The sequence below is a fragment of the Pseudomonas sp. LjRoot277 genome (assembly GCF_964253845.1).
Lineage (GTDB): Bacteria > Pseudomonadota > Gammaproteobacteria > Pseudomonadales > Pseudomonadaceae > Aquipseudomonas.
The window spans coordinates 2,302,988-2,323,270 of sequence record NZ_CAXURI020000001.1 but is presented as its reverse complement, the minus strand read 5'-3'; the positions used below and the strand labels follow the sequence as shown (position 1 = coordinate 2,323,270).

The 20,283-nt window shown below is 56.7% G+C and carries 27 protein-coding genes and 1 pseudogene; 10 read left to right on the top strand and 18 right to left on the bottom strand.

Going from position 1 to position 20,283, the window contains the following annotated elements:
* Window positions 1-11: 11 nt before the first annotated feature.
* Together infC and thrS are read right to left on the bottom strand one after the other, a co-directional pair.
* A complete protein-coding gene (infC, locus tag ACSQ87_RS10955) occupies window positions 12-563 on the bottom strand; it encodes a translation initiation factor IF-3 (protein ID WP_169857083.1) in 552 nt (183 codons plus the stop codon).
* Entirely contained in the window at window positions 563-2,485 is a 1,923-nt protein-coding gene (thrS, locus tag ACSQ87_RS10950) for a threonine--tRNA ligase (protein WP_008145656.1), read from the bottom strand. Before thrS ends, infC begins: the two co-directional genes overlap by 1 nt.
* 374 nt (window positions 2,486-2,859) lie before the next feature.
* Between thrS and ACSQ87_RS10945 the strand changes: the two genes are divergently transcribed.
* The gene (locus ACSQ87_RS10945) at window positions 2,860-3,162 is read left to right on the top strand and encodes a hypothetical protein (RefSeq protein WP_223432106.1); all 303 of its coding nucleotides are present in this window, start codon (window positions 2,860-2,862) and stop codon (window positions 3,160-3,162) included.
* A 292-nt stretch (window positions 3,163-3,454) separates the two neighbouring features.
* A complete protein-coding gene (locus tag ACSQ87_RS10940; protein ID WP_003179963.1) occupies window positions 3,455-3,667 on the top strand; it encodes a cold-shock protein in 213 nt (70 codons plus the stop codon).
* Window positions 3,668-3,739: 72 nt separating this feature from the next.
* Here the strand turns inward: ACSQ87_RS10940 and ACSQ87_RS10935 are convergent, their stop codons facing one another.
* On the bottom strand, window positions 3,740-4,060 hold the full coding sequence (locus ACSQ87_RS10935; RefSeq protein ID WP_223432105.1) for an I78 family peptidase inhibitor: 321 nt from the start codon (window positions 4,058-4,060) through the stop codon (window positions 3,740-3,742).
* Between the two features lie 169 nt (window positions 4,061-4,229).
* Window positions 4,230-4,535, bottom strand: coding sequence for a hypothetical protein (locus tag ACSQ87_RS10930; RefSeq protein ID WP_223432104.1), 306 nt, complete (start codon window positions 4,533-4,535; stop codon window positions 4,230-4,232).
* Between the two features lie 132 nt (window positions 4,536-4,667).
* On the opposite strand from ACSQ87_RS10930, the gene ACSQ87_RS10925 reads away from it, so the two are divergent.
* On the top strand, window positions 4,668-4,874 hold the full coding sequence (locus ACSQ87_RS10925) for a hypothetical protein (RefSeq protein WP_008145651.1): 207 nt from the start codon (window positions 4,668-4,670) through the stop codon (window positions 4,872-4,874).
* Between the two features lie 38 nt (window positions 4,875-4,912).
* On the opposite strand, the gene ACSQ87_RS10920 is transcribed toward ACSQ87_RS10925, so the two are convergent.
* The 8 genes from ACSQ87_RS10920 to ACSQ87_RS10885 all read right to left on the bottom strand — a co-directional run bounded on the left by ACSQ87_RS10920 (window position 4,913) and on the right by ACSQ87_RS10885 (window position 12,545).
* Entirely contained in the window at window positions 4,913-5,941 is a 1,029-nt protein-coding gene (locus tag ACSQ87_RS10920; protein ID WP_223432103.1) for a nucleoside hydrolase, read from the bottom strand.
* 43 nt (window positions 5,942-5,984) lie between these two features.
* Window positions 5,985-6,389, bottom strand: a complete 405-nt coding sequence (gene rbsD, locus ACSQ87_RS10915) for a D-ribose pyranase (protein ID WP_223432102.1) — start codon at window positions 6,387-6,389, stop codon at window positions 5,985-5,987.
* Window positions 6,386-7,303, bottom strand: a complete 918-nt coding sequence (rbsK, locus tag ACSQ87_RS10910; protein WP_223432101.1) for a ribokinase — start codon at window positions 7,301-7,303, stop codon at window positions 6,386-6,388. The genes rbsD and rbsK overlap by 4 nt, the downstream gene beginning before the upstream one ends.
* 24 nt (window positions 7,304-7,327) lie before the next feature.
* Window positions 7,328-8,347, bottom strand: a complete 1,020-nt coding sequence (locus ACSQ87_RS10905) for a LacI family DNA-binding transcriptional regulator (protein WP_223432100.1) — start codon at window positions 8,345-8,347, stop codon at window positions 7,328-7,330.
* 3 nt (window positions 8,348-8,350) lie between these two features.
* The gene (locus ACSQ87_RS10900; RefSeq protein ID WP_008145645.1) at window positions 8,351-9,328 is read right to left on the bottom strand and encodes an ABC transporter permease; all 978 of its coding nucleotides are present in this window, start codon (window positions 9,326-9,328) and stop codon (window positions 8,351-8,353) included.
* Window positions 9,325-10,878, bottom strand: a complete 1,554-nt coding sequence (locus ACSQ87_RS10895) for a sugar ABC transporter ATP-binding protein (RefSeq protein WP_223432099.1) — start codon at window positions 10,876-10,878, stop codon at window positions 9,325-9,327. Before ACSQ87_RS10895 ends, ACSQ87_RS10900 begins: the two co-directional genes overlap by 4 nt.
* 56 nt (window positions 10,879-10,934) lie before the next feature.
* Window positions 10,935-11,888, bottom strand: a complete 954-nt coding sequence (locus ACSQ87_RS10890; RefSeq protein WP_046047711.1) for a sugar ABC transporter substrate-binding protein — start codon at window positions 11,886-11,888, stop codon at window positions 10,935-10,937.
* A 195-nt stretch (window positions 11,889-12,083) separates the two neighbouring features.
* Window positions 12,084-12,545 carry a hypothetical protein gene (locus ACSQ87_RS10885; RefSeq protein ID WP_223432098.1) on the bottom strand — a complete coding sequence of 154 codons (462 nt, stop codon included), beginning with the start codon at window positions 12,543-12,545 and terminating at the stop codon, window positions 12,084-12,086.
* 349 nt (window positions 12,546-12,894) lie between these two features.
* Here ACSQ87_RS10885 and ACSQ87_RS10880 point away from each other — a divergent pair, with 349 nt between their 5' ends.
* The 3 genes from ACSQ87_RS10880 to ACSQ87_RS10870 all read left to right on the top strand — a co-directional run bounded on the left by ACSQ87_RS10880 (window position 12,895) and on the right by ACSQ87_RS10870 (window position 15,136).
* Complete coding sequence (locus tag ACSQ87_RS10880; protein WP_223432097.1) at window positions 12,895-13,983, top strand: asparaginase; 1,089 nt, start codon at window positions 12,895-12,897, stop codon at window positions 13,981-13,983.
* Between the two features lie 168 nt (window positions 13,984-14,151).
* On the top strand, window positions 14,152-14,442 hold the full coding sequence (locus tag ACSQ87_RS10875; RefSeq protein WP_223432096.1) for a DUF1654 domain-containing protein: 291 nt from the start codon (window positions 14,152-14,154) through the stop codon (window positions 14,440-14,442).
* Window positions 14,443-14,446: 4 nt separating this feature from the next.
* Window positions 14,447-15,136: an endonuclease gene (locus ACSQ87_RS10870; protein WP_223432095.1), complete on the top strand. Its 690-nt coding sequence runs from the start codon at window positions 14,447-14,449 to the stop codon at window positions 15,134-15,136.
* A gap of 56 nt (window positions 15,137-15,192) precedes the next feature.
* On the opposite strand, the gene ACSQ87_RS10865 is transcribed toward ACSQ87_RS10870, so the two are convergent.
* Entirely contained in the window at window positions 15,193-15,462 is a 270-nt protein-coding gene (locus ACSQ87_RS10865; RefSeq protein ID WP_223432094.1) for a siderophore-interacting protein, read from the bottom strand.
* Window positions 15,463-15,561: 99 nt separating this feature from the next.
* A complete protein-coding gene (locus ACSQ87_RS10860; protein WP_046047716.1) occupies window positions 15,562-15,927 on the bottom strand; it encodes an SPOR domain-containing protein in 366 nt (121 codons plus the stop codon).
* A gap of 250 nt (window positions 15,928-16,177) precedes the next feature.
* Between ACSQ87_RS10860 and csrA the strand changes: the two genes are divergently transcribed.
* Entirely contained in the window at window positions 16,178-16,372 is a 195-nt protein-coding gene (csrA, locus tag ACSQ87_RS10855; RefSeq protein ID WP_007938114.1) for a carbon storage regulator CsrA, read from the top strand.
* Between the two features lie 180 nt (window positions 16,373-16,552).
* Here csrA and ACSQ87_RS10850 read toward each other — a convergent pair whose 3' ends face one another.
* Window positions 16,553-17,008 (bottom strand): DUF2214 family protein, encoded by a 456-nt coding sequence (locus ACSQ87_RS10850; RefSeq protein WP_150658865.1) that lies wholly within the window; start codon window positions 17,006-17,008, stop codon window positions 16,553-16,555.
* Between the two features lie 216 nt (window positions 17,009-17,224).
* On the opposite strand from ACSQ87_RS10850, the gene ACSQ87_RS10845 reads away from it, so the two are divergent.
* A complete protein-coding gene (locus ACSQ87_RS10845; protein ID WP_033061943.1) occupies window positions 17,225-17,437 on the top strand; it encodes a hypothetical protein in 213 nt (70 codons plus the stop codon).
* A gap of 117 nt (window positions 17,438-17,554) precedes the next feature.
* On the opposite strand, the pseudogene ACSQ87_RS10840 reads toward ACSQ87_RS10845, so the two are convergent.
* Window positions 17,555-17,641: pseudogene (locus tag ACSQ87_RS10840) on the bottom strand (DUF6124 family protein); the annotation flags it as partial.
* Window positions 17,642-17,651: 10 nt separating this feature from the next.
* Between ACSQ87_RS10840 and ACSQ87_RS10835 the strand changes: the two are divergent.
* Complete coding sequence (locus ACSQ87_RS10835; protein ID WP_223432093.1) at window positions 17,652-18,350, top strand: alpha/beta fold hydrolase; 699 nt, start codon at window positions 17,652-17,654, stop codon at window positions 18,348-18,350.
* A gap of 183 nt (window positions 18,351-18,533) precedes the next feature.
* Complete coding sequence (locus ACSQ87_RS10830; protein ID WP_223432092.1) at window positions 18,534-19,286, top strand: carbonic anhydrase; 753 nt, start codon at window positions 18,534-18,536, stop codon at window positions 19,284-19,286.
* Window positions 19,287-19,352: 66 nt separating this feature from the next.
* Here ACSQ87_RS10830 and ACSQ87_RS10825 read toward each other — a convergent pair whose 3' ends face one another.
* A complete protein-coding gene (locus ACSQ87_RS10825; protein WP_074875283.1) occupies window positions 19,353-19,547 on the bottom strand; it encodes a hypothetical protein in 195 nt (64 codons plus the stop codon).
* 152 nt (window positions 19,548-19,699) lie between these two features.
* A complete protein-coding gene (locus tag ACSQ87_RS10820) occupies window positions 19,700-19,942 on the bottom strand; it encodes a hypothetical protein (protein WP_411741504.1) in 243 nt (80 codons plus the stop codon).
* Window positions 19,943-20,283 lie beyond the last annotated feature (341 nt).

The following is a 20,283-nucleotide window of genomic DNA, read 5'->3' as shown; positions in this document are numbered from 1 at the left end:
TGCCCTATTGATTACTTCTTCTTTTTCGGGGCGATGACCATGATCAGTTGGCGTCCTTCCATCTTAGGATGCTGTTCGACCGAACCGTACTCGAGCAAGTCACCTTCAACTCGCTTGAGGAGTTCCATCCCCAGCTCCTGGTGGGCCATCTCACGGCCGCGGAATCGCAAGGATACCTTGGCCCTGTCCCCATCACTCAGGAAACGTACCAGGTTGCGCAGTTTTACCTGGTAATCCCCTTCCTCCGTCCCTGGACGAAACTTGATTTCTTTAACCTGAATCTGCTTCTGGTTTTTCTTGGCCGCGGCAATCTGCTTCTTCTTTTCGAAGATCGATTTGCCGTAGTCCATCAGTTTGCAAACAGGGGGTACTGCATCGGCGGAAATTTCCACCAGATCCAGTTTGGCCTCTTCAGCCTTAAGAAGCGCGTCTTCAATTGACACAATCCCAAGCTGTTCACCTTCAGCCCCAATTAACCGAACCTCGCGTGCCGAGATATTCTCGTTGATCGGGGCCTTCGGTGCAGCTCGTTTATCTTGTCTCATTTCACGCTTAATAGTAATTACTCCGAATCTGGGCGACCACGCCGGGAAACCGCTTGAGCGAGGAACTCGGCGAACTGGGCGACGGGCATCGAGCCCAGGTCAGCACCTTCACGAGTACGCACAGCGACAGTCTGCATCTCGACTTCCCGATCTCCGATAACCAAGAGATAAGGAACCTTGAGCAAAGTATGCTCGCGGATTTTAAAGCCGATCTTTTCATTTCTCAAGTCAGACTTGGCACGAAATCCGCTTTCGTTGAGAGTTTTTTCAACCTCGGCGGCGAAATCTGCCTGTTTATCAGTGATATTCATGATCACTGCCTGGGTCGGAGCCAGCCACGCGGGAAATGCACCCTCGTAGTGCTCGATCAGGATTCCGACGAAACGTTCGAAGGAGCCAAGGATCGCCCGATGCAACATCACCGGGTGCTTGCGACTGTTGTCTTCAGAGACGTATTCGGCTCCCAGACGGACAGGCAGGTTAAAATCGAGCTGAAGGGTACCACACTGCCAGACGCGGCCAAGGCAATCTTTCAGCGAGAACTCGATCTTCGGACCGTAGAACGCACCCTCGCCCGGCTGCAAATCGTACGGCAGGCCAGCGCTATCAAGGGCTGCAGCCAGGGCCGCTTCGGCGCGATCCCACAGCTCGTCGGAACCGACGCGTTTTTCCGGACGAGTGGACAGCTTCATCTCGACATCTTTGAAGCCGAAGTCGGCATAAACGTCCATGGTCAGCTTGATGAACGCAGCGGATTCGGCCTGCATCTGCTCTTCAGTACAGAAGATGTGGGCGTCGTCCTGAGTGAACGCACGCACACGCATGATGCCGTGCAGCGCACCCGATGGCTCGTTACGGTGGCAAGCACCGAATTCGGCCAGACGCATCGGTAACTCGCGGTAGCTTTTCAGGCCCTGATTGAACACTTGCACGTGGCAAGGGCAGTTCATCGGCTTGATGGCGTAGTCGCGGTTTTCCGACTGAGTGGTGAACATGTTGTCGGCGTAGTTGGCCCAGTGCCCGGACTTCTCCCACAGACTGCGGTCAACGACCTGCGGAGTTTTGATCTCCAGGTAACCGTTGTCGCGCTGAACCTTGCGCATGTATTGCTCGAGCACCTGGTACAGAGTCCAGCCGTTCGGGTGCCAGAACACCATGCCTGGCGACTCTTCCTGGGTGTGGAACAGGCCCAGACGCTTGCCGATCTTGCGATGATCGCGCTTTTCAGCTTCTTCGATGCGCTGGATGTAAGCCGCCAGCTGCTTTTTGTCTGCCCATGCGGTGCCGTAAACGCGCTGCAATTGCTCGTTCTTGGCATCGCCACGCCAATAGGCGCCGGACAACTTGGTCAGCTTGAAGGATTTCAGGAAGCGCGTGTTCGGCACGTGCGGACCGCGGCACATGTCGACGTATTCTTCGTGATAGTACAGGCCCATGGCCTGCTCGTTCGGCATGTCTTCGACCAGGCGCAGTTTGTAGTCTTCGCCGCGGGCCTTGAACACTTCGATCACTTCGGCGCGCGGAGTGACTTTCTTGATCACGTCGTAATCTTTTTCGATCAGCTGCTGCATGCGCTGTTCGATGGCGGCCAGGTCGTCCGGGGTGAAAGGACGTTCGAAGGCGATGTCGTAATAGAAGCCTTCGTCGATGACCGGACCGATGACCATCTTGGCCGTCGGGTACAGCTGCTTGACCGCATGGCCAACCAGATGGGCGCAAGAGTGGCGAATGATCTCCAGCCCCTCTTCATCCTTTGGCGTAATGATTTGCAGCGTAGCGTCGCTGCCGATGATGTCGCTGGCGTCGACCAGCTTGCCATCGACCTTGCCGGCCACGGTGGCTTTGGCCAGACCTGCACCAATTGATGCGGCGACCTCGGCTACGGATACCGGGTGATCGAATGAACGTTGACTGCCGTCGGGAAGAGTAATAGTTGGCATGGCGCCTCCTCTCCTAGTGGTGACCCCTACCAAAGGTCACGTGGGTTGGGATGAGCCAGTACAAGATCCGATCCAGGCCATTCAATGACGAACGCCTGCCTTACAGCGGCAGGAGCCTTGCGGCCAACCGGAAAACCGAACCAGAGTGACTGGGATTCAAATCAGGGTTATTCGCACATTTGCCGCTGCCGGGACTGAAGGTCATCCGGAGCCTGCAAACGCCCGAGCCAGGCATGCTAGCACAGATGAACGGTCGTCGATGCACCGAGGCTTTGTCTTGGGGCAAATCGGGCAATTTTATGCCAGAGTGCTGAACTAGAACCCCGTTTCACCCCTCAGATAACAAGACATTGACCCACAAGGAGCATCCCAGCATGCGTCTGAATCGTTTGTTCGCAGTAGTCGCCCCCATCGTCCTGTTGCTGCCATTGGCCGCCCATGCCGATTGGCCAAAGGGCGAGCGCGAGAAATACATGGCTCAGTGCACACAAGCGGCCACTCCGCAGATCGGTGCTGCAGCGGCGAAGTCTCACTGCGCTTGCGGTGCTGATGCGATCAAATCGTATCCGGCCAGCGACATCCAGTCCCTGATGGACAACACCGCCAGTGATGCCCTGAAACAAAAAGCACTGACCCAAATCTCGTCGTGCAAAGCCGATAACAAAGCGAAAAAATAAGCCCGGCAGAGCGCTTTTAGCGCCTGCAACGACAGTAAAAAGCCTCTGAAAACCGCTTTTTCGTACAATTTATGCAGGTTTTACAGGTTTTTTTATTGTCTTTACTTTTGGCTGAAAGCCTTTTAAAACGGGGCTTGCAGCCAAACAAAGCAGCAAACAAAACGCGACTGCAGGGCAAACAGCACGTCCGGGGGGCTCCCAAAGCGAACATTTCGACTATGATACCCCGGTGTGCCCAGTTGGCCTGAGCAGCACAGCACTACTGAAAATATATGTTTCTTGGAGATACACCATGTCTAATCGCCAAACCGGCACCGTTAAATGGTTCAACGATGAAAAAGGCTTCGGCTTCATCACTCCTCAAGGTGGCGGTGACGACCTGTTCGTACACTTCAAAGCTATCGAAAGCGACGGTTTCAAAAGCCTGAAAGAAGGCCAGACCGTTTCCTTCGTGGCTGAGAAAGGCCAAAAGGGTATGCAAGCTGCACAAGTTCGCCCAGAGTAAGTTTCTGGCGCACTAAAAAAACCCCGTCCATGTGACGGGGTTTTTTATGGGCGAAACAAAAGCCTGAAGCGATCAGCCGCAGTTGACGCGAGTGACAACCCGATTGGCATCGGTATTCAGGTTCAGGCGATCGGAGCGGTATTCCAGGGTCACCATGTCGGTGGGCAAGAGGAACCGTGCATTTTGTGCGCCTGCGCGATTACGCGCCTGCTCCAGCAGTTCAGGCGAAGCCTTTTTGCCAATAGTGAATTCGGCAGCCTTTGCCTCACAACGGCTGTGACCCGTATCAGTCGTCGTGACAGGGTCTGTTGTCGACTCGGTGGAGGTAGTGCTGCAACCGGCCAGCATGGCAACGGCCAACAAAGTACCTAATGACGCGAGCTTCCAAGGCATGAAGCCTCCTTTTTTCAATAGTTAAGCTGAGATCGTGCGACCGCCAATCTGGCGTTTGGTTTCACAGGAAGTACTAGCCCCCCCCTGCCCTCTATTCGGACACGCGGCGAGTTTGCCTGAGCATCGCCCTGCCGTTTACCACTCAATCGTGACTGAATATGAATAGCGTTCAATAGACGTCAATGTAGTCGAACGGCGGATTCGGCCAGTTCTCTTTCAGCGCATTGATAATCTGCATGACCCAGACCTCGTCACTGGCCGCGACCAATCCTACATAACCGGAACCCTTGGCCCACGTCTCCAGACGAAACAACAGCCCGCTGATATCAGTGCCACCCACAACGCCTGACGAAATGTAGGCGATGCCGCCCTTGGTGACTCGCAATTGAGTGTGCTCATCGTCGCTGGCAGAAGCCAGCAGCTGACGCACCGCCTCAAGGGTCAAGCCGTCAGGAGTGTTCAAATCGATCTGCACAGCACAGTCCTTGAAAATTCGTCAAAGACCAAGTGTCGCATAGCCCTCCCCTCATGCCTAAGTCGGAGTGCCAAAAGCCGCGCAAAATGGTTAACTCGACACTCAGACTTTCCCGACTTCACGAGCGCCATCATGACCACCGTAAGTATCGACGCCGACATCAAAGCCAAGTGGCCACAGGGCCACAGCTCTTACAGCCCGGGCAGCCCGGAAGAGTTGGCAATCATTGGTATTGATCTATTGGTCAAGGAACTGGGGACGCAAGCCGCCCAGATATTCATCGCACAGATATTCGAGAAGTACCCTACCGACTATATCGGCCTGATAGATAGCGAGTGAAAGCAAAACCCGCAGGCTGGCACCTGCGGGTCTATGGCTTACTTCAGACGAGCCAGGCGCTCGGTCAGCAGGTCAAAGAAGCCCTGGGCGTCGCCGCTTTCTACCCAGAAAGCGTTCTTCGGCGCTTTCAGGCCGTCATACCAGTCGACGATGGTTTGGCCGAACGTCGGGCCTTCGCGACTATCAACGACTACGTTGACTGAACGACCGGTGAACAATTCAGGTTTGAGCAGATAGGCGATGACAGTTGCGTCATGCACAGGGCCACCCGGAATACCGTAGTGCTCCATGTCGCCTTTGACGTATTCATTGAGAATATCGCCCACCAGCTTGCTGGCATTGTTGTTGATCGCTGCGATCTGCTTCAGGCGCGCTTCGCTGGTGAGGATCTTGTGGGTCACGTCCAGCGGCAGATAGGTCAGCTTCACGCCGCTTTTCAATACCACTTCCGCAGCCTGCGGGTCGGCGAACAGATTGAACTCGGCCACCGGGGTGATGTTGCCGCCATTGAAGTGCGCCCCACCCATGATCACCACCTCCTTGATCCCCTGAACGATCTCAGGCTCCTGGATCAGCGCCAGTGCCAGGTTGGTTTGCGGACCGAGCATGGCGATGGTGATGCTGTGGGGCTTGGCGGCTTTCAAGGTGTCGATCAGGTAGTTGACCGCATTGCCCTGGGCCAGGCCTTTTTTCGGCTCATGTACGGTGACACCCGACAGTCCTTCCTTGCCATGGATGTTCTCGGCATAGATCGGCATGCGCATCAGCGGCTTCGGAGCGCCCGCGTAGACCGGCACCTCCTCGCGCCCTGCCCACTCGCGGGCTAGCCGCGCATTACGCGAAGTCTTGTCCAGACGCACATTGCCGGCGACGGTGGTCAGCGCACGAATGTTCAGCTCTCCTGGCGACGCCAGGGCAAACAGCAAGGCAACCACGTCGTCGGCACCCGGATCGGTGTCGATGATCAAGTCGATCTTTTCCGCCGCCTGGGCGCTTGTTGCGGTAATCAGGGACAAAAGCAGCAGACTCCGGAGCAGGTGGTGCAGTTTCTGAGCATAGCGGTGCATAGCGCACTCCTTGTGCATGGGACAGCAGAAAGACAACAGCGAGTTAGAACGTAACCCCTGCCACCAGCACGACGTTGCAGTACGGCTGACATTCGCCTGTACGAACAATCGCCCGTGCCTGTCGGCTGAGGACTTTGAATTGGTCATGACTGAGCAGCTCACGATGACCCAGCACACCTTCGGCATTCAGCTCATCGAGCGTCGCCAACGCCGAAGGTTTTTTATCCAGGATCTCCTGGGCCAATACATGGCTCTCGACCTGCATTTCGCTGAGCACAACCTTCAACGTGCTGACGAAATCCGGGATACCGTGGGTCAGGGCCAGGTCGATCAGCTCAACGCCTGGTGGCACCGGTAGACCTGCGTCGCCGATCACCACCTTGTCGCCATGGCCCAGGGATGCGATCAGCCGCGACAGCGCGACGTTGAGCAAAGGTGTCTTTTTCATGGTGCTTTAAAGGCCTGTACGTCGGACAAGGTGGGAATCGAGGGTTGTGCGCCAGCGCGGGTCACCGACAGCGCCGCGGCGACCTGGCCGAAACGGATCGCGTCGGCTTCGCTTTTGCCGGCCGCCAGCGCGGCGGCGAAACCACCGACGAAGGTGTCGCCAGCCGCCGTGGTATCGACAGCTTTCACCTTCGACGCAGGGAAATGCTCGAAGCCTTTGCCGTTGGCAAACACCGAACCTTGAGCACCGAGGGTGATGATGACCTTGCCGGCGCCCAAGGAGATCAACCGGGATGCAGCGGTTTCGGCAGAGGCCAGAGAATCCACTGGCAAACCACTCAGCGCCGAGGCCTCGCTTTCGTTGGGAATCAGATAATCGATGGACGCGTACCAGTCCGCCGGCAGTGGCCGGCTGGCCGGCGCCGGATTGAGGATCACGGTCTTGCCCAATTCACGGCCACGCTTGAGCGCATGACCGACAGTGGCATCCGGCACTTCCAGCTGACAGATGATCACGTCTGCGGCCTGTAATACTGCATCGAAGCGGTCGATCACCGCAGGCGTCAGCGCACCGTTGGCACCGGCAACGATCACGATTGCGTTCTGGCTGTTGTCATCGACCACGATTAACGCTACGCCGCTGGAGTCGTCGACGGTGCTGACCGCCTGGCAATCGATCTGCTCGGCCAACAGCGCCCCCCGCAGTTCTTCGCCGTAGGCATCACTGCCCACACAACCGACCATCGACACCTGCGCCCCCAGCCTCGCCGCGGCGACTGCCTGATTCGCGCCCTTGCCACCAGAAACCGTGGCAAACGACTCGCCGATCAGCGTTTCACCGCCACGGGGCAGCCGTGGCGCCCGGGTGACCAGGTCCATGTTCAGGCTGCCTATAACCACTACTTTTGCTGGCATACATTGCTACTCATCAATTCTGTTTCAACGGAACTGGGCGAACACGCCGGCCAGCGGCGCAGTCGACTCCCGCAAGACAATACTGGGCGTCACGATCCGTTGATCAGTGGCCATATCCGGCGTGGCGATTCGTCTTAAAAGCACTTCGGCCGCCATCTCGCCGAGTTGCAAGATCGATTGCCCCACGGTAGTCAGCGCCGGGTACACATAGCGGCTCATCTGAATATCGTCGAAGCCGATCACCGACAGCTCCGTCGGCACACGAATATTGCGCTCGGCCGCCGCTCGCAGCACACCGATACCAATCATGTCGTTACCGGCGAAGATCGCGCTCGGCGGGTTCTTTTCCAGCAGTATCGCGGCGGCGTTGTAACCGCCGGTGCTGGTGAAGTCGCTTTCCAGCATGCGCTCGCGGGACACTTCGACACCCGCCTCTTTCAGGGCACGGCAATAACCGGCCAGACGCATCTGCGCCACGCTGGTACTCGCCGGCCCGCCAATGGTGGCAATGTCTCGATGCCCCAATTCCAGAAGGTGGCGGGTCGCCAGATAAGCGCCGTATTCGTGATCGATTCGCACCAGATCGGCATTCACACCTTCCAGTCCACGGTCAACGATCACCATCGGCGTACGCACACCTGCCAGGCCCTCCGCCAGCCCCGCGTCGCCTCCGGCCGAAGCAACGATCAGCCCGTCGATGCGCTTTTCCAGCAGTACGCGCAGGTAACTGCGTTGCTTTTCCGGGTTGTCATCGGAGTTACAGAGAATCACGCAGTAGCCATTACGCTCGCAGTAATCCTCGATACCGCGCGCCAGTTCGGCGAAGTACGGGTTGAGGCTGTTGGGCACCAGCAGACCGATGGTCGCCGTGGTTTTGGCTTTGAGGGACCGGGCCACGGCACTGGGCACGTAGTCGAGGGTTTTGATTGCTGCCTCGACCTTGACCCGCACCTCTTCGCTCACCGGCCGGGTCTTGTTCACGACGTGGGAAACCGTGGTGTAGGAAATTCCCGCGAGCGCTGCCACATCCTTGATTGTTGCCATGACTCAGGTCCGCCGGCTTGCGCGCTGACTGCGATAAGTATCAAGCACCACCGCCACCACGATCACTGCGCCGGTGATGATGCGTTTGGTGGGTTCAGTGGCGCCGATCTGCGCGAGACCGGCCGCCAATACGGAAATGATCAGAACCCCGAAGAACGTACTGATGACCGAACCGCGACCACCCATCAGGCTGGTGCCGCCGATCACGACCGCGGCGATCACTTGCAGCTCCAGCCCGGAGCCGGCATTCGGATCCGCCGCTTCCAGGCGAGAAATCTGAAACAGCGCTGCGATGCCGGCCAGCAGCCCCATCAGACTGAATACCAGGATCTTGTAGGGCTTCGGATTGATCCCTGCCAGACGCACCGCCTCTTCGTTGGTGCCGATGCCGATCAGGTAACGACCGAACACGGTACGCGTCAGCACGGCCTGGGCAATGAAGATGATCAGCAAGGCAATGATGAACGACGGCGAGATGCCGAAGGCAATCGGGTTGGACAACCAGGCAAAAGCGTCGCCGATGTAGGCCGTGCGCGATCCGGTCATCTGATACGCCACGCCGCGGGCCATTTCCAGCACGCCGAGGGACACGATGAACGACGGAATCCGCCAGGCCACCGTGATCGAACCGGTGATGGTGCCGGCCAGTGCTGCCGCCGCCATTCCGAGTAGCGCCGCAGGCAACACGCTCCAGCCCCAACCGAGAATCGCCACGCTGACCGTTGACGCCGCGAGCGCGAGCACCGAACCCACCGACAGGTCGATGCCGCCGATGATCAACACGAACGTCATGCCGACCGCCAGCACCATCAAGTCCGGAATCTGGTTGGCCAGGGTGCTGAAGGTGTCGTAGGAAAGGAAATGGCTGCTCAGAACCGAGAACAGCGCGACCATTGCCAGCAAGGCACCGGCCAGCCCCAGATAGGTACCGAGGCCGTAGAAGTTGCCACTACGTTTGCCGGCAGTCACTGCAGTATTCATGCGAGATCCCTAGGCGCTGCTTCATTGAGCAACGCATCACGTTTTTGGTAGCCGGCGAACGCGGCGGCAAGCAAATCATCCTGAGTCCAGCTGTCACGCTCAAAGGTGTCGATCAGACGTCCTGCCGAGAGCACGCCGATGCGGTCGCAGATCAACATCAGTTCACGCAGATCGCTGGACACCACCACGAGCGCTTTGCCTTGACGGGTCAGCTCACCGAGCAAGGTATAGATGTCAAACTTGGCGCCGACGTCGATGCCACGCGTCGGCTCGTCGAACAGCATCACCGAGCAATCACGCTCAAGCCACCGGCCGATCACGACTTTCTGCTGGTTGCCGCCGGACAATTCCGACACAAGTTGCGTCGGGCTGGAGCTGCGGATGCGCATGGCGTCGATCTGCCGCTGGGCCAGCGCCATCTCGTCACCATTGTTAACGAAGCCACCGCTGGAAATCACCGGCATATTGCCCAAGGCAATATTCGCGCTGATCGATTGGGTCAGCAGCAGGCCTTCGCCCTTGCGGTCTTCGGTGATCAGGGCGATGCCATGACCGACCGCGTCAGCCGGTGACCGGATACTGACAACCTGTGCTGGCGAACCGAGTGCAACCGTGCCGCTGTCCGCTGTATCAGCACCAAAGATCAAGCGCAGCAACTCGGTGCGCCCTGCCCCGATCAAGCCGGAAATTCCGTAGATCTCTCCGGCACGCACCTCGAAGGACACGTCGCGAACCTTGTCGGAACGGTTCAGCCCTTTGACCGTCAAGGCTGGAGCGCCGATCTTGCGCGGGCCCATGTCGATGTGTTCGCCGAGTTCACGGCCGACCATCAGCGTCACCAATTGCTCGCTGTTGTAATTGGCCATCGGCTCGACGCAAACCAGGTTGCCATCGCGCAGTACCGCAATACGCTGGGCGACCCGCGCCAGTTCTTCGAGTCGGTGCGAGATATAGATGATCGACACGCCGCGAGCCTGCAGACGAGTGATCTGCTCGAACAGCATCTCGACTTCACGGTTCGTCAACATTGCGGTCGGTTCGTCGAGGATCAGCACGTGGCAATCGCCGATCAGGTTGCGGGCGATCTCCACCATTTGCTGGTGACCGATGCCCAATTCGCCCACCAGCGTGTCCGGGTCAATCGCGTCGAGGCCGACCTGGGCCATGGCTTCGATCGCTGCCTTGCGCAATTGCCGGCGACTGATCCAGCCGCCTTTGCTGGGCAGGTTGTCGAGAAACAGGTTTTCCGCCACCGACAGGGTCGGCAACAGATTGAGTTCTTGCATCACCATGCGGATGCCGAGGTCTTCCGCCTGGGTGCGGCTTGCGGGGCGGTAATCCTGCCCCTGGAATTGCATGTGGCCGGTGGTCGGTGTGACCAGCCCGCCGATAATCTTCGACAGCGTGCTTTTTCCCGCGCCGTTTTCGCCGGTCAGCGCCAGCACTTCACCGCGCATCAGCGTCAGGTCGATGCCGGTCAGGACCGGTTGGGCGTAGGTCTTACCGATACCGCTGACCGAGAGGACAGCGTTCGGGGCAGAAACTGACATAAAAACTCTCCATGCGCTCGCCCGGACGGGCGAGCACCGTTGTGTCGCCAGAAGGACTACTTGGTGACCAGCTCTACCGGAGTTTCGATCACGCCATTGGTGCCGCTGTCGACTTTCTCACCCTTGATGATCTTCAGCGCAGTCTCGATGCCAAACACGGCTTGCCTGGCTGCAAACTGGTCAGCGGTGGCCAGAACGCGACCATCCTTGAGCATTGGCTTGATGGCGTTGATGTTGTCGTAACCGACCACTTGCACCTTGCCGGCCTTGCCCGCTGCGCGCACGGCGGATACTGCGCCGACGGCCATGCTGTCGTTGCCCGCCAGCAGGGCTTTGACTTGCGGGTATTCGCTGAGGATCGAGGCAGCAACCTTGTTGCCTTTGTCGATTTCCCAGTCACCGGACTGCAAAGAGACGACCTTGATCTGCGCCGCTTCCATCGCATCCTTGAAGCCTGCGGTTCTTTGCTGTGCGTTGGTGGTGGTTGAAACGCCTTCGATGATGCCGACTTCGTCTCCGGCCTTCAGTTGCTTGGCCAGGTACTCGCCCACCAGACGCGCGCCTTTGCGGTTATCCGGGCCTACGAACGGCACGGTGATGTTTTTGCTTTTGACCACAGCCGGGTCCAGCTGGTTGTCGATGTTGATCACGGTGATACCGGCATCGATGGCTTTCTTGATCACAGGAACCATGGCCTTGGAGTCAGCCGGTGCGATGACCAGCGCATTGACCTTGGCCAGAATCATTTGCTCGACGATGCGTGTCTGGCCAGCCGTGTCGGTTTCGTCTTTGATGCCGTTGGAGATCAGCTCGAAATCGCCGGAGTGGTCTTTCTGATAGGCCTTGGCGCCGTCTTCCATGGTCAGGAAGAATTCATTGGCCAGGGATTTCATGACCAGCGCGACTTTGGGTTTTTCAGTCTCGGCGAAGGCCGAAGAGACGGGTAACGCGACGGATGCGGCAGCCAGCATAGCGACAGCGAGAAGACGTCCAGCGAATGGCAGCTTCATGGGTTCACTCCGATCTTATGATTATTGTGAGCAACGCTTGCGCTGGCGCAGGCTTCATTGCGCTCGCTGATGGAAACCACCGGGAGCACAGCGCAAACGTTTGCGGAGACCGAACTATGCGAACCCTGCCGACATTTGTCAACGAGCAGAAACGACCATTTATTTGAACTGGCTGGCAAAAGCCGGGCATTCACGTCATGCCGTGGTGTTGACCACCGTTCCGGTGCTGGAACCCTTGGCCAGTTCCTTGACCAGAGCCGCGGACACTTCCAGCAACGCACCATTGGTGTCGGCAATCTGTCCTTGAACTGCCATGACCACAGTGGCCTTGGCTTCCGGTGTCGGATAAGACGCCGCCTGAGCTGCGGCCAATTGTTGCTGTTGCTCGCGCAGTTGCTGTTGTAGCTCTTGCATGCGTTTGAGCAGGACTTTCACCGCCACACTCTGGTTGCTCTCGTCTGGGGTTTCGGTCTGCGCGCCCGCGCTTTTATCCAATCCCAAAGGACCAGTCTTGACTTGGTTGCCGTCGCCTTCTTTCGTGCCCAGCGTCTTATCGGCAGCCTCTGCGGTGGCGTCGTTCAACGCTTGGATCGTAGCGGCGGACTTACCACCAATGGTGACGCCTGCTGCGTTTGGGATACCAATGGATAACGACATGTGAACTCCTGAGTAGAAAGATCCTTTAAAGGAACATCGACCGAAGCGCGGGTTTCTTTAGCACTGATTCGCAATCTCGCAAGGCGATTTGCTCTACAGAGGTTGTAGTACTTTTCGGAGAGCCGAACACAAACGCTCAACGCGTTCGGAAACCCGGACAACAGACTGTGTAACCATTCTGGCCACTCAAATAAATACTGATATAAATCATCAGGTTAAAAGTTTTCCTCATTCAAAGTATGACTGGTACAGATCCTGCTCATCTCATTCACCCCAAGCGTTCAGATCCGCCTGGGGCGCATCTAGATGAACCTGCATCAGCACCGTCTCACTACTAGAGAGAAAAATAATGACATCTGCTTTCAAGACCTTCGTTCCGGGCGCTTTGGCCCTCTTGCTGCTCCTGCCTACTGCCCTTCAGGCAAAAGAAGTCGAAACCCAACAGAAACTGGCGAACGTGGTGATCCTGGCCACCGGCGGCACCATTGCCGGCGCGGGCGCCAGCACTGCTAACAGCGCTACCTATCAAGCGGCAAAAGTCGGCATCGAACAATTGATCGCCGGGGTTCCGGAACTCAGCCAACTGGCTAACGTTCGTGGCGAACAGGTCATGCAGATCGCGTCCGAAAGCATCACCAACGACAACCTGCTGCAACTGGGTCGTCGCGTGGCTGAACTGGCCGACAGCAAAGACGTCGACGGCATCGTCATCACCCACGGCACCGACACCCTGGAAGAAACCGCCTACTTCCTGAACCTGGTGGAAAAAACCGACAAGCCAATCATCGTTGTCGGCTCCATGCGCCCAGGCACCGCCATGTCGGCCGATGGCATGCTGAACCTGTACAACGCAGTGGCCGTGGCCAGCAGCAAAGAGGCACGCGGCAAAGGCGTACTGGTGACCATGAACGATGAAATCCAGTCGGGTCGCGACGTCAGCAAAATGATCAACATCAAGACCGAGGCGTTCAAAAGTGCCTGGGGCCCACTGGGCATGGTGGTCGAGGGCAAATCCTACTGGTTCCGTCTGCCGGCCAAGCGTCACACCATGGACTCGGAATTCGACATCAAAACCATCAAGAGCCTGCCTGACGTCGAAATCGCCTATTCCTACGGTAACGTCAGCGATACTGCCTACAAAGCGTTGGCTCAATCTGGCGCCAAAGCCATCATTCACGCCGGCACCGGCAATGGCTCGGTCTCGTCCCGCGTAGTCCCATCGCTGCAAGCCCTGCGCAAGGACGGCGTGCAAATCATTCGCTCGTCCCACGTCAACGCCGGCGGTTTCGTACTGCGTAACGCCGAACAGCCAGACGACAAGTACGACTGGGTTGTGGCGAACGACCTGAACCCGCAAAAAGCCCGCATCCTGGCCATGGTCGCACTGACCAAGACCAACGACAGCAAAGAGCTGCAACGGATGTTCTGGGAATACTGATTCACCCGCGCCCGACCGGTTCCGGTCGGGCACTGCTTTCACCACTCGCCAACCCAGGCGAGTGGCTCACACCCCGTCCGATATTTCGATAAAAATTTTCCCTTCGTCCTACACCAAACGGAAAAATTGCTGTCAGAGGATTTTCTTGAATTTTAAGCAGTTGCGAAAATGCTTACAGTTAAATACTGTATGCACGTACAGCTTAATAAGGATAATTCCGTGGCCAACACCTCTGCCTCTCCTGACTCCTATGAACGCATGGGTATGCGCGTTCAAAAAATCATCAATTCCCCCACCTCCCAAAAAGCCAAAGCAGCCTTGATCTTCCGTCTACCGGACGAACCCGTGGATGAGTGGGAACAATTGCTCGAAGAAATCGACGAGAACGACAACGTCACCCTCGCCTATCGCGACGATGGCGGCGTGCAGATTTTTTGGGTTGTGCCGAAGGAAGATTGATTCAATGAGTGTCCGCTGGTTTGCTTTGCTGTTTTTGTTCATCACCCTCGGCGCCCAGGCTGGCGCCCCACGCACTTTCAACGAAGCCAAGAAAGTTGCCTGGAAGCTCTACGCACCGCAATCCACAGAGTTCTATTGCGGGTGCAAATACACCGGCAATAAGGTCAACCTCGCAGCCTGCGGTTATGTACCGCGCAAAAACGCCAAGCGCGCTTCGCGCATCGAGTGGGAGCACATTGTCCCGGCCTGGCAGATCGGCCATCAGCGTCAGTGCTGGCAAGAAGGCGGGCGCAAGAACTGCACGCGTTACGATCCGACCTACCAGAAGGCCGAAGCCGACCTGCACAACCTGGTACCAAGCATTGGTGAAGTGAATGGCGATCGCAGCAACTTCAGTTTCGGCTGGTTGCCGGTGCAGTCGGGCCAATATGGCTCGTGCCTGACCCAGGTCGACTTCAAGGCGAAGAAGGTCATGCCCCGCCCGTCCATACGCGGCATGATCGCCCGAACGTATTTCTACATGAGCAAGCAGTATGGTTTGCGCCTGTCGAAACAGGATCGACAGCTCTACGAGGCCTGGAACAAAACCTATCCGGTAGAGGCCTGGGAGCGACAGCGCAACCAAAGCGTGGCGTGCGTCATGGGACGCGGCAACGAGTTTGTCGGCCCGGTCGACATGAAAGTCTGCGGTTAAGCGCTCGCTGAAAATATAAAGGCCTCGGGTTTGATACCCGAGGCCTTTGTTCGTTTCTAACCGCCCGCTTTGTTGTAACGCCAGTAGCCCATCAGGTTGAGTGACTCCTTGGCAATGCCGCATTCCTTGAGCAAGTATTTGCGCACACTCCTGGCAGACGAACCGTCCACAGCCGGAAAGACCAGCTTCACGCGCTGATCCGGTGCCCAGGTCGCCATTTCGGCAACCATCGGACCGGCCAGAGTGACGCGCATCAAATGAGGACCCAGCGTCTTTTTGCGCCGCAGGACTGCGTCGAATATTTTGTAAGGGGTGACGGAGGCCATGGGGAACTCCTACTGGGAATCGACAGTGACTACGTCTAGAAACCAGTCAATGTGGATCCCCTTTAAGGCGCTCCGTCGAAATCCCCCTGGAAAAGACTGTTATCGGGTCACGGGATGGTCGACAACCAGCAATTCGATGTTCTGTTTCTTCGCCCGGGTGAGCGCCGCGCGCACTTCTGTCTGTTTGGCCTCGGCCTCGGCTTTCGAACTGAATGGCCCGAGCAGAATCCGGGTCTTTCCATTTTCCTTGACGATATTGGAAACGAAACTGTGCTCAATCAGCCAGCCGCTCAAATCGCTGACTGCCTGAGGTGTTTCGCCTCGAACTTCGAGATCCCATTGTGGCGCGGATACCACCGAAGGTGCAGCCGCCGCTGCCGATTGCGGCTTTTGCGCCTCAACACTCTTGCCCTCACCGCATCCCGCCAGCGCCAATACCGCGATTACCAAGACCATTTTGCGCACAACGCTTCCCTCAGAATGCTTAAAGCGGCGATTTTAGCATCCATGAATACTTCCCGAGTGCCGCAAAATGGGCTCAAAACAACGAGAATGATGGTTGCGGCCTCTGTATAGTTACGCCTTGGGAATTAATGCAGCATCTGCGCGTCAGAAAGAGGCACCCAAAACGTGAGACTTCGCACTAATCTATACATACCACCGACCTCTGCACTGTCCGAATCAGGTGCCCTACAAAGCAATCAAGGAGAAGACCATGCTGATACTCACCCGCAAAGTCGGTGAAAGCATAAATATTGGTGATGACATTACGATCACCATTCTGGGCGTTAGCGGCCAGCAAGTCAGAATTGGCATCAATGCCCCGAAAGACGTTGCGGTTCATCGCGAAGAAATCTATCAGCGCATTCAGGCTGGCCTCACCGCTCCAGACAAACCACAGACTCCCTGAATCCTGTTGCAGGCAGTAGCCAGCCCGTTCGTTAAAGCGCAATGGCTGGCTAAAGATTCATGCTCGGCATTTTGCTGAGCACTCGCCTCCTCCCCCCATTACGTGAAGTCGATGCTACCGGCTTCGGCCACGCCGTGGCTGTCAGATTATTCGCTTTAACCCCGACGAATCACGCCGTTATTAGCCGAAGGTCACACCGCGCGCCATGCCGGTGGCTGCAATCACCATCAACATCAACAACAGCGCTTCGATATGGCTGATGCGTGCAAACAGCCTGGCTCGGCCCTGGTCAATCGAAGCGCCCCTGCCCAAGGCGATCCGCCACTTGATCAAGGTGATCATGGGTGCCACTTCAAGCAGCAGAATGATCACGAACAGCGTCATCTTCAGATGGAACAACGGCTGATGAAGGTAATAGTCGGTGCCTTTTTCGTACCCACCGAAGGCCCGCATCAAACCTGTGATCAGCAAAATACCCGCACAGATGCCCCATACGTTATCGGCAACCAGCACGCTGCGAACCTGCGCCGTACCGACGACCAGGCGGCTTAACGCCGTCCCTCGGGTGAGCACCGCCCAGAGGCCCAAGGCAACTGCCAAGAGGTGGATCGCCGCAAGAAACCAGTGAAACAGCATAGGGATGCTCCTGACAGGGAGAAGGAAATGGGCTTGTCAGTAGTAGTCCAAAACCTGGAAATCTGCCTGCAAGGCACCCACAGGCTGAGGGCGATTTTTTCGAAGCATGCCTGCTCAGGGCGACATGACTGGCGAACAGCCAGCTATCTCCCTATCATGCCGCCCACTGGCCCTTGCGTAAGGAGCCAGAGGATAATCACTCAAAAGGGAATAGACGTGAAAGAGTTCGTAATTGGCGTAAACAACGTAGTTCTGTACGTCGCACTGGCCGTTATCTGGATCGCCGCAGTGGTCATGATCTTCGTTCAGGGCTTCTGGTCCGGGGCAGGCGTTTTCATTACCGGCACCCTGACGTGGTGCATCATCTCCGGCTTCTGGTTTGTACAGTCGGCGACTTATGAAGAACTGAAGAAGTTGAACGCCAGGTAAGATTGGTTTTAGTTGGCTGGACCTGCCACGCAGGTCCGACGTTGTTGAGATGAACCACGCCAATAGTGATCATGCTCTTCATGCAACATTTGTAACGAGGGGGCAATCCCCTCGTTACAGTGCCGTCTTGCGCTGCGGGCCTTCCATTAGGCCGGCGATATCACTGGCCATAACGCTGGTCGACGCTAACGATTCGCAGGCAAGGACGGAACACATGAATCGATCAACTCCCACACTGGTCCTGCTTCCTGGAATGGATGGGACAGGTGAATTGTTCGCAGCCTTTGCCTCCATCATGGAGCGCGAATTCGATACGCTAATCATCACCTATCCCCCCAATATTCCGCTGAGCTACACGGCGCTGGAGTCGCTGGTCCGAGAGTCGCTGCCGACCGACCGCCCATTCGTGCTGCTGGGTGAATCCTTCTCGGGACCGATTGCTATTTCTCTGAGCGCCAGGCAACTCCCCCGGCAAGTGGGCCTCGTGCTATGCAGCACATTCGCACGCAATCCAAGACCCATATTCAGTCACTTGAGTTTTTTGCTCGGCGCACTGCCGTTCAGCCTTGCACCTGTCGGATGGATCAGCAAAGTATTGCTCGGCCGGTTTTCCACGAGCGCCTTGCGCGCAGCTCTGCATCAGGCCATCACTCAAGTGAGCCCTTCGGTAATGCGTTCACGACTACGATCGGTTCTTGCCGTTGACGTATCCGCCAAGCTCGCCCAAGTCAGCGTACCGACTATTTACCTTCGCGCTACGCATGATTCGGTGGTTCCAGGGACAGCGTCCGCACTGGTCTCTTCAATGAACCGTGGTACACGAATCATTGAAATCGAAGCACCGCACTGCCTGCTTCAGGTTGCGCCTGAAGAGGTGGCCGGACACATCCGGGAGTTTTTGAAATCGCTGTAAGGCATTTGAGGTTTTCGGTGTTAAAAGCGACCTAACCCACGCCTCTACATTGTCTGAAAGCAAGCCCTGAGCAACACAATGTTACATCCCGTCTAGACTCCAACCACAAGTGCCGAAGGTCCCTGGAAGCACTTGCCCCCAACAGCAAGTCACTCCCATCAACCGACCCGAGTACACAAGTTCATGTGTAAATCATGTGATTCAAACCCTGCTCAAAACGCGAGTGGTCGTCGTAGATTTCTTCAGTTTGCCGGACTAGGAGCAGGCGCTCTGCTACTTGCCGGTGCACTGCCCGACACATTCGTTCAGGCTGCCGAGAAAACCGCTGCTCCGCCAAAACCACAAAACTCCATCAGTCCTGACATGGCACTTCAAAGGCTTATGGAGGGAAATGAACGGTATGTTTCCGGCAACTCCAAGACACATGACTTCAAGTCAGAGCGGGAAGCCCTGGTCTCAGGCCAGAACCCATTCGTGTCGGTACTCGGTTGCTCTGACTCCCGTATTGCCCCTGAGTATGCTTTTGACACTGCACGAGGCGATCTTTTCGCCATACGCGTCGCGGGCAATTTCGTTACCGATGAGGGTTTGGCAAGCCTTGAATACTCTGTCGCGGTGCTCGGCGCACCACTGATCCTCGTACTGGGGCATGAGAGCTGCGGCGCCATCAGTGCAGGTATAAAGGCAGTAAAAGATCACACTGTTTTCCCTGGTCACATCCCAAAATTGACTGACGCACTTAAGCCTTCCATCGAGAAAGTACTCAATAACCCCGGAAGCCTTATCGACAACGCTACAGTGCAGAATGTCAAAGACTCGGTTAACCGTCTTAAAAATGCCTCACCACTGCTGACTGATGCGCTAAACAAGGGCACGCTGAAGATAGTGGGAGGCGTCTATCGCCTCGCTAGCGGCAAAGTAGACTTGATTGCCTGATTGAGTAGCGCCGCACCGCTGCCGAGATCCAGATGTGAAGAGCCCAGCGCGATGGCTGGGCTCTGGTTATTTTCTGTTTTCCATCATCTTGTCGGCGAGAGCTTTGGCCCTTTCAATCAACAGGTTCTGCCTGTCTTCATGAGTAGCCCCTCCGACAACCGGTGCCGTCAGATTGCTTTCCGCAATCAACGCAGCACAGAAGTATTGATCCCAAACAGCTCTGTCCTCAGATACCTGCTTGTTCATTTGGTCGGCGATCATATGCGGCTCCTTTTGATGAGGTAGCACCGCTATCTTACGCCTGAATCACTGGCAACCCGTGCCGCTGAAGCTAATCGGCAAACCGGGTGATCATTGACTGGCCCGAGGAGAGCCTGTCACCGCCGTCTCTCGCTAGCCGATAGCCAGCGCACTCAGTCGTCTCTATCGTCACGATCACGACCGTGATTGCGTTCATACCCCTGATCATTGTCACGACGATCATATCTGCGGTCATACCCTCGATCATCGTCATAATCTCGGTCGTATCCACGACGGTAATCATGACCTCGATCACGATCTCGACCGTACCTATCTCCGTCGTCCCAGTGAGGCCCACAACCTCCCAGCAGGAGAGCGCCTGAAATGGCCATGAACATTATTACTGCACGCTTCATTTGAACGTCCTGAATGCAAAGGTCAGCGATATGACCGTGAGGCCGCTCAATGATTCACTGGTCATATACAGCGAAGTCGAGAACGCCGTAGCGCAAAAAATGGCGGAAATAAGCGAGGAGATGCCAGGGCCGATTACCCCGGCTAGCACTGCCAAGCTGAGGGGGAAGTTTGACGCGGAGTGCAAGCCGCTAATGAAGACTGCGTGGTGCGAAGCCTATGAAGATCCAACTGCTTGTGAGGCGTAATGCCTTGGCGGTATCAATATAGGCATCCATCATCGAGTTCGGCCCAGAGTCGGGCTTTTCGTATCTGCCCTGTCACGCCTTCGTCACAACCACCC

Bases quoted from the DNA above. Each gene is read 5' to 3' on its own strand.
- ACSQ87_RS10920 (WP_223432103.1), bottom strand. From the start codon at position 5,941: ATGCACCGCTATGCTCAGAAACTGCACCACCTGCTCCGGAGTCTGCTG.
- ACSQ87_RS10835 (WP_223432093.1), top strand. From the start codon at position 17,652: ATGAATCGATCAACTCCCACACTGGTCCTGCTTCCTGGAATGGATGGG.
- ACSQ87_RS10935 (WP_223432105.1), bottom strand. From the start codon at position 4,060: ATGCCTTGGAAGCTCGCGTCATTAGGTACTTTGTTGGCCGTTGCCATG.
- ACSQ87_RS10945 (WP_223432106.1), top strand. From the start codon at position 2,860: ATGCGTCTGAATCGTTTGTTCGCAGTAGTCGCCCCCATCGTCCTGTTG.
- thrS (WP_008145656.1), bottom strand. From the start codon at position 2,485: ATGCCAACTATTACTCTTCCCGACGGCAGTCAACGTTCATTCGATCAC.
- csrA (WP_007938114.1), top strand. From the start codon at position 16,178: ATGCTGATACTCACCCGCAAAGTCGGTGAAAGCATAAATATTGGTGAT.
- ACSQ87_RS10820 (WP_411741504.1), bottom strand. From the start codon at position 19,942: ATGAAGCGTGCAGTAATAATGTTCATGGCCATTTCAGGCGCTCTCCTG.
- ACSQ87_RS10825 (WP_074875283.1), bottom strand. From the start codon at position 19,547: ATGATCGCCGACCAAATGAACAAGCAGGTATCTGAGGACAGAGCTGTT.
- ACSQ87_RS10940 (WP_003179963.1), top strand. From the start codon at position 3,455: ATGTCTAATCGCCAAACCGGCACCGTTAAATGGTTCAACGATGAAAAA.
- ACSQ87_RS10895 (WP_223432099.1), bottom strand. From the start codon at position 10,878: ATGTCAGTTTCTGCCCCGAACGCTGTCCTCTCGGTCAGCGGTATCGGT.
- ACSQ87_RS10830 (WP_223432092.1), top strand. From the start codon at position 18,534: ATGTGTAAATCATGTGATTCAAACCCTGCTCAAAACGCGAGTGGTCGT.
- ACSQ87_RS10890 (WP_046047711.1), bottom strand. From the start codon at position 11,888: ATGAAGCTGCCATTCGCTGGACGTCTTCTCGCTGTCGCTATGCTGGCT.
- ACSQ87_RS10875 (WP_223432096.1), top strand. From the start codon at position 14,152: ATGCTTACAGTTAAATACTGTATGCACGTACAGCTTAATAAGGATAAT.
- ACSQ87_RS10850 (WP_150658865.1), bottom strand. From the start codon at position 17,008: ATGCTGTTTCACTGGTTTCTTGCGGCGATCCACCTCTTGGCAGTTGCC.
- ACSQ87_RS10870 (WP_223432095.1), top strand. From the start codon at position 14,447: ATGAGTGTCCGCTGGTTTGCTTTGCTGTTTTTGTTCATCACCCTCGGC.
- ACSQ87_RS10905 (WP_223432100.1), bottom strand. From the start codon at position 8,347: ATGGCAACAATCAAGGATGTGGCAGCGCTCGCGGGAATTTCCTACACC.
- ACSQ87_RS10925 (WP_008145651.1), top strand. From the start codon at position 4,668: ATGACCACCGTAAGTATCGACGCCGACATCAAAGCCAAGTGGCCACAG.
- rbsD (WP_223432102.1), bottom strand. From the start codon at position 6,389: ATGAAAAAGACACCTTTGCTCAACGTCGCGCTGTCGCGGCTGATCGCA.
- ACSQ87_RS10885 (WP_223432098.1), bottom strand. From the start codon at position 12,545: ATGTCGTTATCCATTGGTATCCCAAACGCAGCAGGCGTCACCATTGGT.
- rbsK (WP_223432101.1), bottom strand. From the start codon at position 7,303: ATGCCAGCAAAAGTAGTGGTTATAGGCAGCCTGAACATGGACCTGGTC.
- ACSQ87_RS10900 (WP_008145645.1), bottom strand. From the start codon at position 9,328: ATGAATACTGCAGTGACTGCCGGCAAACGTAGTGGCAACTTCTACGGC.
- ACSQ87_RS10880 (WP_223432097.1), top strand. From the start codon at position 12,895: ATGACATCTGCTTTCAAGACCTTCGTTCCGGGCGCTTTGGCCCTCTTG.
- ACSQ87_RS10865 (WP_223432094.1), bottom strand. From the start codon at position 15,462: ATGGCCTCCGTCACCCCTTACAAAATATTCGACGCAGTCCTGCGGCGC.